Origin of the sequence: Streptomyces albiflavescens (genome assembly GCF_014645835.1) — a bacterium.
GTDB lineage: Bacteria > Actinomycetota > Actinomycetes > Streptomycetales > Streptomycetaceae > Streptomyces > Streptomyces albiflavescens.
Genome location: NZ_BMMM01000024.1, coordinates 14,708 through 31,442, shown reverse-complemented (window position 1 = coordinate 31,442; position 16,735 = coordinate 14,708). Strand labels below are relative to the sequence as shown.

At 70.7% G+C, this 16,735-nt stretch carries 10 protein-coding genes; 9 read left to right on the top strand and 1 reads right to left on the bottom strand.

What is annotated here, in order from left to right; genetic code table 11:
* Window positions 1-195 precede the first annotated feature (195 nt).
* From IEY95_RS42390 to IEY95_RS42360, 7 genes are all read left to right on the top strand, one after another.
* A complete protein-coding gene (locus IEY95_RS42390; protein WP_189191606.1) occupies window positions 196-3,906 on the top strand; it encodes a S8 family serine peptidase in 3,711 nt (1,236 codons plus the stop codon).
* A 345-nt stretch (window positions 3,907-4,251) separates the two neighbouring features.
* Window positions 4,252-8,034 (top strand): S8 family serine peptidase, encoded by a 3,783-nt coding sequence (locus tag IEY95_RS42385; RefSeq protein ID WP_189191605.1) that lies wholly within the window; start codon window positions 4,252-4,254, stop codon window positions 8,032-8,034.
* A gap of 116 nt (window positions 8,035-8,150) precedes the next feature.
* Entirely contained in the window at window positions 8,151-9,155 is a 1,005-nt protein-coding gene (locus IEY95_RS42380; protein ID WP_229703730.1) for a helix-turn-helix domain-containing protein, read from the top strand.
* 271 nt (window positions 9,156-9,426) lie between these two features.
* A complete protein-coding gene (locus tag IEY95_RS42375; RefSeq protein ID WP_189191604.1) occupies window positions 9,427-9,837 on the top strand; it encodes a VOC family protein in 411 nt (136 codons plus the stop codon).
* An 86-nt stretch (window positions 9,838-9,923) separates the two neighbouring features.
* On the top strand, window positions 9,924-10,331 hold the full coding sequence (locus IEY95_RS42370) for a hypothetical protein (protein ID WP_189191603.1): 408 nt from the start codon (window positions 9,924-9,926) through the stop codon (window positions 10,329-10,331).
* Window positions 10,332-10,336: 5 nt separating this feature from the next.
* Window positions 10,337-10,852 carry a thiol-disulfide oxidoreductase DCC family protein gene (locus IEY95_RS42365; RefSeq protein ID WP_189191691.1) on the top strand — a complete coding sequence of 172 codons (516 nt, stop codon included), beginning with the start codon at window positions 10,337-10,339 and terminating at the stop codon, window positions 10,850-10,852.
* A 115-nt stretch (window positions 10,853-10,967) separates the two neighbouring features.
* Window positions 10,968-11,639: a TetR/AcrR family transcriptional regulator gene (locus tag IEY95_RS42360; RefSeq protein WP_229703745.1), complete on the top strand. Its 672-nt coding sequence runs from the start codon at window positions 10,968-10,970 to the stop codon at window positions 11,637-11,639.
* A gap of 79 nt (window positions 11,640-11,718) precedes the next feature.
* Here the strand turns inward: IEY95_RS42360 and IEY95_RS42355 are convergent, their stop codons facing one another.
* Window positions 11,719-14,160 (bottom strand): MMPL family transporter, encoded by a 2,442-nt coding sequence (locus tag IEY95_RS42355; RefSeq protein WP_189191690.1) that lies wholly within the window; start codon window positions 14,158-14,160, stop codon window positions 11,719-11,721.
* 164 nt (window positions 14,161-14,324) lie between these two features.
* On the opposite strand from IEY95_RS42355, the gene IEY95_RS42350 reads away from it, so the two are divergent.
* Both IEY95_RS42350 and IEY95_RS42345 read left to right on the top strand, forming a co-directional pair.
* Entirely contained in the window at window positions 14,325-15,014 is a 690-nt protein-coding gene (locus IEY95_RS42350) for a response regulator transcription factor (RefSeq protein ID WP_189191601.1), read from the top strand.
* 14 nt (window positions 15,015-15,028) lie between these two features.
* Window positions 15,029-16,519 (top strand): sensor histidine kinase, encoded by a 1,491-nt coding sequence (locus tag IEY95_RS42345; protein WP_189191600.1) that lies wholly within the window; start codon window positions 15,029-15,031, stop codon window positions 16,517-16,519.
* Window positions 16,520-16,735: the final 216 nt, after the last annotated feature.

Below are 16,735 nucleotides of genomic sequence, written 5' to 3'. Positions count from 1 at the left end.
GTCCTGCTCGACGCGCCAGAAGTGCCGCACTGATCCTTGTGCACGCACGCCGCGAGTGCCATGTCCCGCCTCCGCCCCGGCGGTAGCGCAGTTGTGCCATGACGCAGCCGCGCCAGAGGGAATCCATTGCCGGAGGCCGAGGACGCCTCCATGATCCAGGTCAACTCCCGTTCCTGGTTTCCCCGGAGGCCCTCCTTGCCCGACATACCCGTTCCCAGACCCAGGTTGATCGCGCTCGGCGCGGTCGCCGCCCTGGTGCTCGGAGTCGTACCGGCCACCGCCGCTGCGTCCGCGAACCCGGTCACCCCCGTGCCTGCCGGATCCGCACAGCGGTCACCCGGCAACAGCGGCACACACACCGTCACCCTGATCACCGGTGACAAGGTCACGATCGGCACCGCCGCCGACGGCACGGTCGTCCGGTCCTTCGAAGCCGCGAACGGAGCCACTGCGGGCTTCCACCGTGCCGTCATCGACGGGGCGACGTACGTGTATCCCGACGCCGTCCTGCCGTACGTCGGTGCCGGGAAGCTGGACAAGCAGCTGTTCAACGTGACCCGGCTGATAGCCGACGGCTACGACGACGCTCACGCCTCCCGGTTGCCGCTCATCGTGAGCTACACCGACGCCGCCACCAGGTCCCGGACCCTGCCGAAGGTGGCCGGTTCGAGCGTCGTCCGCCGGCTGGCCGGCATCCAGGGTGCCGCCCTCGCACAGAACCGTAAGCAGGCCCCGGCGTTCTGGTCCGCGCTCACCGGCGGTCCCGGCACGGCGGCCCGGACGGCGAAACCGGCCTTCGCCGGAGGCATCGCCAAGGTCTGGCTCGACGGCAAGGTGAAGGCCGACCTGGCCGACTCGACCGCTCAGATCGGCGCGCAGCAGGTCTGGGCGGAGGGGAACTCCGGCAAGGGCGTGAAGGTCGCGGTGCTCGACAGCGGCGTGGACGCCGAACACCCGGACCTGACCGGCCAGGTCGACGCCAGCACCAGTTTCGTCCCCTACGAGGAGGACACCGCCGACTACAACGGTCACGGCACCCACGTCGCCTCGACCATCGCCGGCACCGGCGACGCCTCGGACGGCAAGGAGCGGGGCGTCGCCTCCGGTGCCCGGCTGGCCATCGGCAAGGTGCTGGACTCCGAGGGCAGGGGCCAGGAGTCCTGGATCATCGCGGGCATGGAGTGGGCCGCCCGGGACCAGCGGGCCAGGATCATCAGCATGAGCCTGGGCGGTGGCGGCGACGCCACCGACCCGATGAGCCAGACCGTCGACACGCTCAGCCGGGAGACCGGCGCGCTGTTCGTCGTCGCGGCCGGCAACGGCGGCCCGCACGCCATCAGCAGCCCCGGTGCCGCGGACGCAGCGCTGACCGTCGGCGCCGTCGACTCCGCGGACCAGCTGGCCGACTTCTCCAGCCAGGGCCCGCGTGACGGCGATGCCGGGCTGAAGCCCGAACTCACCGCACCCGGCGTCGACATCGTCGCGGCGCGCTCGCACTACAAGCGGGGGTCCGCCTACTACACCACGATGAGCGGCACGTCGATGGCGACGCCGCACGTCGCCGGCGCCGCAGCGCTGCTCGCCTCCGAGCACCCCGACTGGACGGGTTCGCAGCTGAAGGAGGCGCTGGTCAGCAGTACCAAGGCGACTCCGTCGTACACGCCGTACCAGGCGGGCGCCGGTCGGCTCGACGCGCTGGCGGCGGTGCACGCCTCGGTCTTCGCGACCGCGAGCGCCTACTCCGGTTTCCACACCTGGCCACCGAAGCCGGGCGAGACCGATGTCCGGAAGGTGACGTACACCAATGTCGGCGACGCCCCGGTCAGCCTCGGCCTGGCGGTCGACGGCACCGTCCCGGCAGGGCTGTTCACTCTCTCCGACGACCGGATCACCGTCCCCGCACACGGCACCGCCTCGGTCGACCTGACCACGCAACTGGAGCGGCTGACGGCCGACCACCCGATCAGCGCCATGATCACCGGGACCGACGAGGCCGGCACGGTACGGGCCCGCACCCTCATCGGCGGCGCCCGCGAGGGGCAGCGCCAGAACCTGACTGTCGTGGCGAAGGACCGGTCGGGCAATCCGCTGGCGGGCAGGGTCCTCCTCACCGCCGAGCACCTCTTCACGGTGATCGACCTCGACGAGTCCGGCACCGGCACGATACGGCTGCCCGTCGGCAGCTACAGTGGCTGGCTCACCGCCGACGTGCGGGGTGCCAACGGGCCGCACTCGCGGGGCATGGCACTGCTCGCCTTCAACGACGTGCAGCTGGACCAGGACCGTACCGTCACCCTGGACGGCCGCAAGACCCGGCAGATCCTGGCACGTGTACCGAAGCAGACCACCCCTGTCGCACCGCGCCTGGACGTCCACCGGTCGTTCACCGACAGCCTGGTCGAGTCGTCCATGCTGCCCAACCCGTCCTACGACAGCATCTGGGCGCTCCCGACCGGCAAGAAGGTCACCGACGGCGAGTTCGAGTTCGGCGCCCGCTTCCGCCTGGAGCAGCCGGCGCTGACCCTGGGCACGACCTCGAAGACCTACGCCGACCCGCTGGTCAAGCGCGCGGCCGAGCCGCTGCCGGCCGGCACCCGGACGCTCACGGCGGTCTACGCCGGCGAGGGCACGGCCGAGGAGTTCGCGCGGCAGAACGTGCGCGGCAAGGCCGTCGTGGTCCGGGGCAGCGACCCGGCCGGGATCAAGGCACAGGCGGAGGCCGCCACGGCCGCGGGCGCGCAGGTGCTCGTGGTCGTCAACGACGGCGACGGCCGGCTGGAGCCCTGGGACGAGACTCCCTGGAGCCCGGAGAGCCCGGCCCCGCTGACGGTGGCAACCCTCAACACCGACCAGGGCGCCGACCTGATCGGAGCGCTCCGGCACGGAGCGGTCAAGCTGAAGGTCACCTCGCGCCCCACCACCGACTACGTCTACGACGTGGTGCATCACTGGTCCGGCGCCGTCCCGGCGGATCCCACCTGGCGGGAGGAGCCGAAGGACCTGGGCAGGGTGGACGTCTCGTTCCGCAACTACCGGCAGGGCAAGGCGATGGAGTTCCGCCCCGACGTCTGGCGCGGCTGGGCCGTCGGCAACCAGCTCACCACTCCCGCCCAGGGTGAGCGGACCGACTGGGTCACCTCCGCCGCCACCTGGCTGGACGACGCCTTCATCCAGGGCGAGACCGGGCAGCACTCGATCGGCGTCCTCCGCTACCCGGCACGGAAGACCGGCAAGGTCAGCTGGTTCGGGCCGATCCAGCGGCCCCGGATGGGCCCGATGGGCTACCAGCCGGTGCGCTACCTCGACACGATGTACATCACCGCGCCCGGCTGGGGTGACTCCGGCGCCGGCCATGTGGGTGAAGCCGGGGCCAACTTCGACGTCAAGGACTGGATGTCGCTGTACCAGGGCGACCAACAGCTCGACTGGGGCAACGCCGAGTGGCTGCAGGTTCCCGCGCTCCCCGCGGAGCGGCTGCCCTACCGGCTGGTCCTCGACAACGACCGAGGTGCCTGGGCCAACCCGTACTCGACACACACGCTGACCGAGTGGGACTTCACCTCCACGGCCACCGGGACCGAGTCGACGCAGTCCCTCCCGCTGATCCAACTCGACTACGGCGTCGACACCGACAAGGCCGGCCGGGCCGATCGACATGCCGACCTGACGGTGACCGCCTCGCACCTGCCGGGTACCACCGCAGCCATCGCCAAGCCCTCCTTCGAGGTCTCGTACGACGACGGCAAGACCTGGCTCCGGGGCGACCTGACCCGCGCCGGCGACGGATGGCGGACGAGCCTGCGCGCCCCGAAGTCGGCGGACTTCGCCACCCTCCGGGTGACCGCCCGGGACAACGCCGGCAACGCTGTCTCCCAGACGATCAACCGGGCGTTCGGCCTGCGCTGACGTCGCCGAGGAGCACGAACCGGGCGGGGCTGCGATCGGCGGCCCCGCCCGGCGGCATTCACACCGTGTTGTTCCGGTGCACGTCGGCATCGGCCGGGCCACGGTGGCGGCGGCCGACGTTCCTCATGGCCGAGCAGGGCGTTCCGTGGTACGGCTCGCGAAATCCCGGCCGGAGCCGGCCTGAGGTTGCCGTGGACGCCTCCCGGCCTCCTGGCACCGAGCGGTGTCACCGTTGCGACATGTCCCACCTGTGCCACCGGAATCGAGTGACACCTCGTCCGCCTCCAGCTGATTCTTTCCAGCGCATGCACACCACACTGCGGGCCGAGGGAAGGCACAGGACTGATGAGACGGATCCGCCTAGTGGCGGCGATATCGACAGGCTTGGCGCTGGCTGCCGGAGCGGTGGCGCCTGTGTCCGCGGGCGCAAGTGGCCCGCGTGGAGGCGCCGTTGCGAGCACTGCGGCCGACGCCACGGCGACGGTGCGACTGATCACCGGTGACAGCGTGACGGTCACCAGGGCCGCGAACGGCCGGCAGATCGCCTCCGTCACCCCTGGCGACGGGCGACGGGGTGTCCTCTTCCGGACCCAAGAGCAGGACGGGCATCTGACGGTGCTTCCGTCCGACGCCGGAGCCCTGGTCGCGTCCGGCCGCCTCGACCGGCAGTTGTTCGACGTGACGGCGCTCGTCGCGCAGAAGTACGACGAGGACCACACCGATGCGCTGCCGCTCATCGTGGGCCGGGCGGACGGGGTGGCGGCAGCTGCCGTCAAGGACCTCACCGCTCTGGCGGCGAAGGAGTCCCCCGTCCGCAGGCTCGCCAGCATCGACGCACGGGCGATGCGCGTGTCCGACACCGACCTCGGCCGGTTCTGGAAGGAACTGGTCCCCTCCGACGGGCAGTTGAGGGCGACCGAGGTCGCCGCCACCCCGCGGGTGTGGCTGGACGGCCGGGTAGGCGCGTCCCTCGACCGCAGCACGGCACAGATCGGTGCCCCGGACGTGTGGCAGGCCGGATACCGGGGCGACGGGGTGAAGGTCGCCGTTCTGGACACCGGCGTGGACCAGACCCACCCCGACCTGGCCGGGCGGGTCGCCGAGGCCAGGGACTTCTCCAACAGTTCCGGTACCGGGGACGTCTTCGGGCACGGAACCCACGTCTCCTCCATCGTCGGTGGCAGCGGCGCCGCGTCCGGCGGCAGCCGCAAGGGAGTCGCACCCGCCGCGGAGCTGCTCGTCGGCAAGGTCCTCGGCGACGACGGCTACGGCAGCGCCTCGCAGGTGATCGCCGGCATGGAGTGGGCGGCCTCGCAGGGAGCCAAGGTGGTCAACATGAGCCTGGGTTCCGAGGAACCCTCCGACGGCACCGATCCCATGAGCGAGGCGCTGAACGACCTGAGCCGGACCACCGGCACCCTGTTCGTCGTGGCGGCGGGCAACAGCGGGCAGCAGGGTGCGAGCACGGTCGGCTCGCCGGGGGCGGCGGACGCCGCGCTCACGGTCGGAGCCGTCGACCGGGACGACTCGCTCGCCCCGTTCTCCAGCCGCGGACCACGCCTCGGCGACGATGCGGTCAAGCCCGATGTGACGGCACCCGGTGTCGGTATCGTGGCGGCCCGCGCGGCCGGGACCACGATGGGCGATCCGGTGGACGAGCACTACGTCGCCGCCTCCGGCACGTCCATGGCGACCCCGCATGTGGCGGGTGCCGCCGCTCTGCTCGCCCAGCGCCACCCCGACTGGTCCGCCGCGCAGTTGAAGGACGCACTGGTCAGCACGGCACGTACGGTTCCGGGTCAGGAGGTCACCGAGCAGGGTGGCGGCCGGATCGACGTGCGCGCCGCGGCCCTGGGGACGGTCACCGCCACCGGCACCCTCGCCCTCGGCCCGTTCTCGACCGGTGCCGGTGCAGATACCGACGGCACGTCGAAGCTGCGGTACACGAACACCTCCGACCAGGACCTCACCCTCGCGCTCACCGTCAAGCTGGCCACCGCGGGCGGCAAGACGCCCGCCGACGGCACGGTGCGCCTCGGCTCCGGGTCGGTGCGCGTCCCGGCCGGAGCGACGGCGGAGGTCCCGGTGACCGTCGACCCGGCCCGTGCCGGGAGGGGCAAGTTCTACGGCTATGTGACGGCCGCGTCGGTGGACGGGAAGACCAGTGTGCACACCACGCTCAGCCTCGTGGTGCACGGGCCGACCCACCGGATCACGGTGAAGACGATCGACAAGGACGGCAATCCGGTCCCGGCCCTGCCGACCATCTGGGGAGCCGACGGGTTCGTGGGCTACACGAGCACCGAACCGGCCGTCGCCGAGGTCGAGGAGGGCGTCTACCAGGTGAACACCAGCTGGCTGGACACGGTCGGCGACGGGCAGGAACTGCGCGAGGTGGTGCTGCCCGAGGTGAAGGTCACCAAGGACACGACCGTCACCCTCGACGCCCGCAAGACGGTCCCGGTGGACATCCGCACGCCCCGGCCCGCGGAACAGCGCGGTGTCCTCAACTACCAGATGTACCGGAAGCTCGACGGCCACAGCCTGCTCCAGGGCACCATGTACTTCGACGTCGCCAAGCGTCTGTTGGTGAGTCCCACGGCCAAGGTCACCGAGGGATCCTTCGAGTTCGCCTCGCGCTGGCAGCTCGTGGCCCCGCTCCTGCAAACCCGGGTGCCCGGCGCCGACCTGGATCTCAACGCCTACTACATGCCCGACTCACCGCTCTTCGGGGACCGCGGGGCCACCCTGACCGCGGTCGACGCCGGTGATGCCGCCGCCCCCGACTTCCGGCACGCCCGCGGCCGGCTCGCGGTCGTCAACGACCCGACCGGCGCCGACGAGAAGGACCTCGCCGCACGGGCGGCCGCGGCAGGCGTGCGCGCCGTCATGCTCGTCCACTTCGGCGACATCGCATGGACCCGCTGGAGCCCGCAGGGTGAGCGCTGGGCCGTGCCGACCGTGAGGATCGGCGCCCAGGCCGGAGCCGAACTGCTGGCACGCCTCGCCGGCCGCACCACCACGGTGAAGTTCTCCGGCACCGCCCGCAGCCCGTACCTGTACGACGTGATGCAGGTGTCCGCACAGCAGATCCCCCGGCATGTCGTGCACACCGTGTCCGACCGCAACAGCGCGGTCGTCCCGAGCACGTACGCCGACAACGGTGGCACCGGCTGGGCGAGCGAGCAGCGCTTCGGCTGGCGGCCGTACCAGGACACGGCCTGGCTCCAGTACACCCGGTTCGTGCCGACCGGTTTCGCCCGGACCGAGTACGTCAGTGCCGGTGACACCATGTGGCAGCACCTGGTGCACCACACCACGACGTTCGACGTCGACATGCCGCTCACCGTCGGCATGCGCGACAACCCGCGGACCTACCGACCCGGTGCGCAGCCGCACGAGACCTGGCAGGGCGCTGTCGTACGGCCGTCGATTCCGGCCGGCACCGCCACCGCGACGGTGCGCGACGGCAACGTGCTGCGACTGCGCATCCCGGAGTTCACGGACTCGCAGGCCGGGCACTGGTCGCGGGCCGTGCCCGGCGACGGCGGCGGCGGTGTCGGCACGTCCGCCGTGGTCCCCGCCGGTGACGCCACGGGCGCCGTCCTGTATCGCGACGGCCAGAAGATCGAGGAGATGGACGGCGCCTGGTCGGACGTGGAGGTTCCCGCCGACCGGGCCCAGTACCGGCTGGATCTGACGACCTCGCGGAATACGCAGGACTGGAAGTCGGGCGTCGCCACCAGCACCTCCTGGTCCTTCCCCTCGGGCCGAACGGACACCGCCACGCCGTTGTCGCTGCTTCAGCTCGACTACGACGTACCGGTCGACGCGCGCAACGCGATACGCGCCGGGCGTGCACACACCATCGGTGTCCGGGTCCGCCTCCAGGACGGGCTGTCCGTTCCACGCGGGGTGACGGTCCGCGTCGAGGCCTCCTACGACGACGGTCGCACCTGGCACCGGGCGGAGGTGACCGACCGCGGTCACAACGCCTTCCGCGCCGGGATCGACGGACCGTCGCGGAGCCGACCCGACTCCTGGGTGACCCTCCGCGTCACGGCTCGTGACGCGGCCGGCAACTCGGTCCGGCAGACCGTGCAGCGCGCCTACGCTCTGCACCCGTAGCGCCCCGCCGGGGGGCGTACGGCTCGCCGTACGCCCCCCGGCTCCTCCCCCTGGTGTAGTACGGTATTCAACCGTCAAGTTCAATCATTGAATCCAGGGGTCGAGGAGGGACATTCGTGATGCTGGAGGCCGCGGGAGTCTCTCCCGAGGAGGAGTCCGTCTATGGGCTGCTCGTGGCGTCCGGCCGCGCGACGACGGCGGACCTCGTCGAACGGGCCGGTCTGACGGAGCTGGAGGCCGAGCGGATCCTGACGTCACTGACGTCCAAGGGCCTCGCCAGCCATACAGACGCGACCCCCCGGGTGTTCCGGGCGGTTCCCCCGGACGTGGCGCTGCTGCCCCGGCTGAGGCGCAGCGCCGACGCACTGGACCTGGCCCGGGTCGAGGCCACTCGGCTGGTCGAGTCCTACCGGGAGACGATGCGCCGGCACGACGCCGGCCAGTTGCTGGAGGTCATCACCGGGGCCGAAGCCCTGCGCCAGCACCTCCGGCAGATCCAGACCAGCACACAGGACGAGATGCTGTGGTTCTGCAAGGCCCAATACGTGGCCATGCCGTCGGGCAGCAACGCCGAGGAGTTCCAGGCACTGACCCGGGGCGTCCGGTACCGGGTGCTGTACGAGAAGGCGTTCTTCGACGACGAGGGTGCCGTGGACAACGTCGTTGCGGGCGTCCGGGCGGGCGAGGTCGCCCGCGCCGTACCGCACTTGCCGCTGCGCCTGGCGATCGCCGACCGTTCCGTCGCCATTTTCCCCCTCGTGGCCGGCGGACCCCACGGCAGCCCGGAGGAGCCCACCACCGCGCTGGTCAGGGACAGCAATCTGCTCGCCGCCCTGATCGCCCTGTTCGAGCGCTACTGGGAGGACGCCGTCCCCCTGCACGTCGACGACGCCGGCGCGGTCTCGGGCACCGACGGCATCGGTGGGGCCAACTCCCTCTCCCCCACCGACCACAAGCTGCTGTCCCTGCTGGTGGCGGGAGTCGCCGACAAAGCGATCGCCTCACAGATGGGGCTGAGCCGACGGACCGTCCAGCGCCGTATCCAGAGCATGATGGAGCACGCCGGCGCGACGACCCGTATGCAACTCGCCTGGCAGGCGGCACGCCGCGGATGGCTGTGAACCGGCGCCCAGGACGATGCCCTCGGGCTCGTACCAGGTCTGGTCGGGGCCTGTGTTCGCCCCCACCCGGAAGACCGGCACATCCGGCTCAGGCCGGTTCTTGGCGTCCGGTTTGATCGTCAATTCCCGCATGCCGTCGAGATGGTCCGGGGCCTGCTCCAGAAAGCTGCTCTCCAGCAGACGCAGGCGCTTCACCTCAACGGGTGATCACGTGTTCGGCCTGCGGTCAGTCCCGCCTCGCCCCATCCCGGGACGCACCTAATCTGATGGCATGTCAGATGACGTGTCATACGAGCTGCTCGGATTCGACAACGTTCTGCTGCCCGTCGGGGACCTCGGCGAGGCCCTGGCGTTCTACGAGCGGGCCGGGTTCCCGGTCGCGTTTCGGCTCGACGAGGCCGGGATCGCGCTGCTGAGTGTGGGCAAGGAGACGCCCGGCGTGCTCTTGCAACTGGACGGGGAGTTGAGGCACCGGCCGCCGGTATGGGCCTCGCCGCGGGTGTGGCTGGAGGTGCGGGACGCCCGGGCCGCGGCGGTCGCCCTCGCGTCGGTCGGCATTCAGCCGCTCGACGCCCCCTTCCCGGTGGCCACCGGATGGACCGTCGAGATCGCCGACCCCTGGGGCAACGTCATCGGCCTCACGGACTACTGCAAGCGGCCCGAACTCGGCCGTCAGCGGTGACCGCAGCCTCGACTTGAACATGTTCAAAAACAGGTCTACATTCTTTCTCGACAGCGTTTTGAACGCGTTCAAGAAGGGGTGGGGACATGGACCTCACAGTCGTCGCGTACGTCATCTATCTCGTGGTCAGCATCGCGCTGACCATCTGGGTGGCGCGCACGCTGAGCCACAACGGGCGGATCTTCCTGGCCGATGTGCTGCACGGCAACGAGAAGCTCGCCGACGCCGTCAACCACCTGCTGGTGGTGGGCTTCTACCTCGTCAACCTGGGCTTCGTCGCGCTCTATCTGAACCAGGACACCGAGATCGAAAACGCCCGCGGGATCTTCGAGGCCCTGTCGACCAAGCTCGGGGTGGTGCTGCTCGTACTCGGGGTCATGCACCTGGGGAACGTGTACGTGCTCAACAAGATCCGGCGGCGGGGAGTGATGGAGCGGGAGCAGGTGCCGCCCCTCGCGCCGACGGACTGGATCGCGCCGACGGCCGGGGCGTGACCTCGATGCCCGGCTTCGCGGCCGCACGGGACCGGGACGCCGACCGCGTCCCGGTTCTCGGGCTCACCGTTCTGTACGACGCGCAGTGCTCGCTGTGCACCTTCCTGAGCGACTGGCTGGGCAAGCAGCGGCAGTTGGTGCCGCTCCGGCTCGTGCCGGCCGGATCCGACGAGGCCCGGCGCCGCTTCCCGGGGCTCGATCACCGGGCCACCCTCGGCGAGATCACCGTCGTGGGGGACGGCGGGCAGGTCTACCAGGGCGCCGCCGCCTGGGTCGTCACCCTGTGGGCGTTGCGCGAGCACCGGCCACTCGCCCATCGGCTGAGCACCCCGGCGGGTGCCCGTCTCGCGAAGGGCGCGACGCTCGCCGCCGCCAAGTGGCGGCAGGCCCACGCCACCGACCAGTGGGGTGGCGGCTCCTACCAGTGGGGAGATGGGTGGCGTTACGACCCGAGCGCGGGATGGACGTACGAAGCTCCCCCCTGCGACAGCGGCAACTGCTCCACCGGTTCCACTCGTTAGGCTCGTCCCCGTGCCAGCACCAACAGACAGCCCCGGTCAGGACAGCTCCGGCTCCGACGAGGCCCCCGAACAAGGTCCCGGAAAGACGCCCGCCAAGAGCGAGCAGACCCGTGCCTTGATCCTGGAGACGGCGATGCGGCTGTTCCAGGAGCGGGGGTACGACAAGACGACCATGCGGGCCATCGCCAAGGAGGCCGGGGTCTCCGTCGGCAACGCGTACTACTACTTCGCCGGCAAGGAGCACCTGATCCAGGGCTTCTACGACCGGATCGCCACCGAGCACCAGGTGGCGGTGCGAGAGGTGCTGGACCGCGAGACGGATCTGGAGGCCCGGCTCGGCGGGGTGCTGAAGGCGTGGCTGGACATCGCCACCCCGTACCACGAGTTCGCGGTGCAGTTCTTCAAGAACGCCGCCGACCCGGACAGCCCGCTCAGCCCCTTCTCCCCCGAGTCGGAGCACGCGCGCGTGGAGGCCATCAGCGTCCACCGGGAGGTGCTGGCCGGGGCGAAGACCAAGGTGCCGGAGGAACTCCGGGACGCGTTGCCCGAATTGATGTGGCTCTCCCAGATGGGGCTCGTCCTGTACTGGGTGTTCGACCGGACCGAGGGGCGCGAGCGCAGCTACCGGCTCGCCGAGCGCGGGGCCCGGCTGACCGCGCGAGGCGTGGTGCTGGCCCGCTTCCGCGTTCTGCGGCCCCTCGTCCACGAGGTGCACGAGCTGTTCACGGACTTCCTGCCGGGGATGACCAAGGTCCTGCCCGATCCGGCCAAGAAGGGCTCGTCGTAGGGGCCCGTTCAGGAAACGGGCCCCCTGGGAGACTCGGTGAGCGCCGAGCCTCAGTGGACGACGAGCGACGGTGAGCGCGTCAGTTCACCGCGTCGACCTCCCCCTCCGCCAACTCCACGTCGTACACCAGCGGCCCGTCGTCCACGACCACGTGCCGTGCGCGGGCCCCGTACGACGCGGCCGTTGCCGCCAGGAGGTACGTACCCGACGCGGGCACCGACACGATGTACGAGCCGTCCGCCAGCGAGATGACACGGTCCAGTTGGCGCCCGCCCTTCGACAGGAGGGTCACCACCGCACCGTCGACCGGGTCGCCGTCGGCCGTGCGGATGAAACCGTGGACCACCGAGGCTCCGCCCTCCGCGGAAGGCTCCTCCAGAGACTCCTCCGCCGGCTCCACCGCCAGATGCGGCAGCCGCTTCTCCAGCCCTGCCGGCAGCCACCAGTTGGCCTTGCCGAGCAGATGCATCGCGGCCGGCACCAGGGCCGTACGGAGAATGAAGGCGTCGAGGGCGACGGCCGCCGCGAGGCCCACGCCCGCCATCGCGGCCCCCGAGTCGCCGCTCAGGACGAAGGCCAGGAAGACGCAGACCATGATGAGCGCCGCGCTGTTGATGACGCGGCTCGTCTCGGCCAGCCCGACCCGCACCGCGCGCGCGTTGTCCTTCGTGTGCACCCATTCCTCGTGCATCCGGCTCACCAGGAACACCTGGTAGTCCATGGAGAGGCCGAAGAGAAGGGACAGCATGATGACGGGCAGGAAGGCGTTGATCGGTCCCTCCTTGCCGAGGCCGAGCAGGTCGAGGCCCCAGCCCCACTGGAAGATCGCGGTGAGGACGCCGAAGGAGGCAGCCGCGGCGATCAGGTTCATCAGCGCGGCCGTCAGCGGCACCACGAGGGAGCGGAAGGCGACCAGCAGGAGCAGGAAGCCGAGACCGATGATCGTGGCGATGAAGAGGGGCAGCCGGTCACCGGTGATGGAGGCGAAGTCCTTGGAGACGGCCGTCACGCCACCGACGTGGGCCTGAGCCCCCGTGTCGGGGATCACCCGGTCCCGTAGCGTGTCGATGAGCTGGTCGGTCTTCTCCGACTGCGGTGAGGTCGTGGGCACGACCTGGATCACCGTCACGCCCTGTGCGGGCGGCAGCGCGGCGACCCGGGCGACTCCGGCGGTGTCGCCGATGTCCTTCACCAGGGCGCCCGTGTCGCCGCTCGACACGACCACCTGCAAGGGGCCGTTGAAACCGGGCCCGAATCCCTCGGCGAGCAGGTCGTACGCCTTCCTGGTCGTCGTCGAGGCATCGTCGTTGCCCTGGTCGGTGGCGCCCAGGCGCAGTGACAGCACGGGCAGCGCGAGGACGGCCATGACCACCACGGCCAGGGTGGCGATCGTACGAGGGCGCCGCTGGACGTTCGCGGACCAGCGCGCCGCTGCACCGCTCGCCCGCTCCGGCTCGGGCCCTTCCCCACTCTCGGCTTCGCTCGACCGGGCGGTGCCCCCAGCCTCCAGCTTGCGCCGCTGGCGGCGGCTGAGCACCCGGGTGCCGAGCACGCCGAGCAGCGCCGGCAGCAGGGTGACCGCCGCGAGCACGCTGAAGACGACGGTGAGCGAGGTGCCGATGACCACACCGTCCAGGAACCGCAGGTTCGTCACCAGCATCCCGGCGAGCGCGATGCACACCGTGCCGCCCGCGAACAGCACCGCACGGCCGGAGGTGTTGAGGGCGGTGACCGCCGAATCCTCCGGTTTCATGCCGCGCAGGATGCCGCGCCGGTGCCGGGTCACGATGAAGAGCGCGTAGTCGATGCCCACGCCGAGCCCGATGAGGGTGGCGAGCAGCGGGGCCAGGTCGGGGATGTCGGTGGCGTGGCTGAGCAGCTGGGTGGAGAACAGGCCGGTGCCGACCCCGAAGAGGGCGATGGCGATCGGCAGCAGCATCGCGAACAGCGAGCCGAAGGCGAGGAACAGGACGACGGCCGCGGCCACGATGCCGACCATTTCGGCGAGTCCGGTGGGCGGTTCCTGCACCCGCTGGATCGCCTGACCGCCCAGTTCGACGTGCAGACCGCCGCGTTCGGCGTTCTGTGCGGTGTCGACGACGTCCTGCACCAGTTCCTTGGGTACGGCGTTCGCCTGCTCCGCGAAGGTGATCTGGGCGTACGCGATCTTGCCGTTCTCGCTGATCTGCGCCGCGCCTCGCTCGCCCGAGTACGGGCCGGCGACGTCACCGACGCCCTTCATCTTCCCGATCTCGTCGAGCGCGGGCTGGATCCGGGACCGTACGGACTGGTCCCTGACCGTCCCCTCGTCGACCTTCCACACCACTGTGTCGGTGTCGCCCGCGCTGTCCGGGAACGCCTTCTCCATCAGGTCGTACGCGCGCTTGGAGTCCGTATTCGGAAGGGAGAAGACATTCGCGTAATCCGTGCCCGCGGTGGACGCCGCGAAGCCCAGTCCGAACAATGCCGCCACCCACAGCAACAGGACCACCAGCCGGTGCCGATAGCACCACCGTGCCAATGTCGCCACGCTCAACGCTCCTTAGTCGGTCGGTTGGTCCCCCAGGTCCTGGACAACAGGATTTCCGGGGGCACGCGCGCGTGGACACGGACTCGCCATGACTCTCAAGGAACTCCAAGGAGCGGACGCCCCGCGCTGTCGGTGCCGGTGCGGATACTGGGGACATGACCGGTCACGAGGGAGCCACCGTGCTCGTCGTAGAGGACGAGCCGAGCATCGCGGACGTCCTGGCCATCGCCCTGCGCTATCACCGTTTCGAGGTGATGACGGCGGGCACGGTCCGCCAGGCGCTCACGCTCGCGGAGCGCACCCGACCCGACGCGGCGCTGCTCGACGTGATGCTGCCGGACGGCGACGGCCGGGCGCTCGGCCGTGAACTGCGGGTACGGCAGCCGGACCTGGCCATCGTCTTCCTCACCGCACGGGACGCGCCCGCCGAGATCGTGGGCGCGCTCGGCTTCGGCGACGACTACATCACCAAGCCGTTCAACATCGACGAGGTCGTCGCCCGGATCACCGCCGTACTGCGCCGCACGCGCCCCGACGACGTCCTGCCGCAGCGCCCGCCCCTGCGGTACGGCGACCTGGAACTGGACGAGACGACGTACAGCGTCCATCGCGCGGGCCGTACGGTGGAGCTCACGCCGACCGAGTACGCGCTGTTGCGCTTCCTGGTCCGCAACGGCGGGCGGATCGTGCCCAAGGAGCAACTCCTGCGCCACGTGTGGCAGTACGAGCACTCGGCCGAGTCAACCGTCGTGGAGACGTACATCAGCTATCTGCGGCGCAAGCTCGAACCACTGGGGCCGCCGGTGATCCAGACGCGACGGGGCGTCGGATACGGGCTCGCATGAAGAGCCTGCCTCGCATGAAGAGCCCGGCGCGCGACTGGATTCCGGCGCGCTGGGAGATCCCGGCGCGCGTGAGGCCCCGGCGCCCGCTCTGCCGGCACGGTATCCATTCTCTCCGCGGCCAGCTGACGCTCGCGAACGTGGGGCTGCTGGCCCTGGGCATCGTCGTGGCGACCGCCGTGAGCCTGATGGGCATGCGGCACTACCTGATCGACCAGGTCGACGCCGAGCTCGCCAAGACGCGGGAGTCGCTCAGCAGTTCGCAGCTCACCATGCGGCAGATCGACTCGCTGAGTGCGCTGGCATTCGTACGCGACCGCATGCTGTCCCCCACGGACGGGTCACCGAAACCGGACTCGATCTTCACGGCGGTCGACAGAAACGGGACGGCCGTTGCCATAGCCGGCTTCAAGCCGACCGGCACCCAGCACGCTCTGGCCGCCGCCGTGCACGACCCGCGCGCCCTCGCCGCCGACAGCGACCCGCACGACGTCACGGTGCACGGCGCCGCCTACCGGGCGACCGGGGCACGGCTCGCCGACGGCACATACCTGCTGCTCGCCACCTCGACCGACGCGCTGCACAAGGGCATCGCGAAGGCGCTCAAGCTCGATGTCACCATCGGGACACTGCTGTTGGCGCTGCTCGGCTGCCTGACAATGTTCAGCGTGCGGCGCCGGATGCGGCCGCTGGAGGACATGGTGGAGACCTCGTCGGCGATCGCCGAGGGGGATCTGACCCGGCGCGTGCCCTCCAGCCACCATCCGACCCAGGAGGTCGAGCAGCTTCGGCTCGCCCTCAACTCGATGCTCCACCAGGTCGAGTCGGCGTACCGGACGCGCGAGCGCAGCGCCGCCCAGCTGCGCCGGTTCGTCGGCGACGCCTCGCACGAGCTGCGCACACCGCTGTCGGCGATACGTGGCTATCTCCAGCTGTACGAGAAGGGGATGCTGACCGATCCGGCCGAGCGCAAGAGGGCCTGGGACCGGATGAACGCGGAGGCCGACCGCATGGGCCGGCTCGTCGACGAGCTGCTCATCCTGGCCCGCCTGGACCAACGGCCCGAACTCCGCTTCAAGAACGTCGACTTGAGCCGCCTGGTGCGGGACGCGGCCGAGGATCTGCGGGCCCAGCAGCCGGGTCGCCCGGTGAGCGTGGGCGCCGACGGCACGCTGCTGGTGAAGGCCGACGAGTCGGGGCTGCGCCAGGTACTCGGCAACCTCGTGGGCAACGTACGCACCCACACCCCCGCCGAAGCGCCGGTGCGGCTCGGTCTCGAGCGCGCGGACGGTGTCGTACGGCTGTGTGTCACGGACGAGGGTCCGGGGCTCCGGGAGGAGGACGCGGCGCGCATCTTCGACCGGTTCTTCAGGGCGGGCGGTGGCGCGGGCAGCGGGCTCGGCATGGCGATCGTGCACGGCGTGGTGGCGGCGCACGGGGGCGAGGTGGCGGTACGGACGGCACCGGGCGAGGGGTTGGCGGTGACGGTGACACTCCCGGCACGGTGACCGTGACGCTCCCGGCACGGTGACGCCCGCGCTTTCCGGTGCGGTGACGCCCGCGCTTTCCGGTGCGCTGCGGGTCGCCCCCTCGGTGCGGGGGCGCTCAGGCTTACGGCGCGGTGACGCTCTCGCTTCCGGCGCGATGACGGTTGCACTCCCTGCGCGGTGCCGCCAGGCTTTCGGCACGGCGCCGCCAGGCTTTTGACGCGGCGACGGTGACTC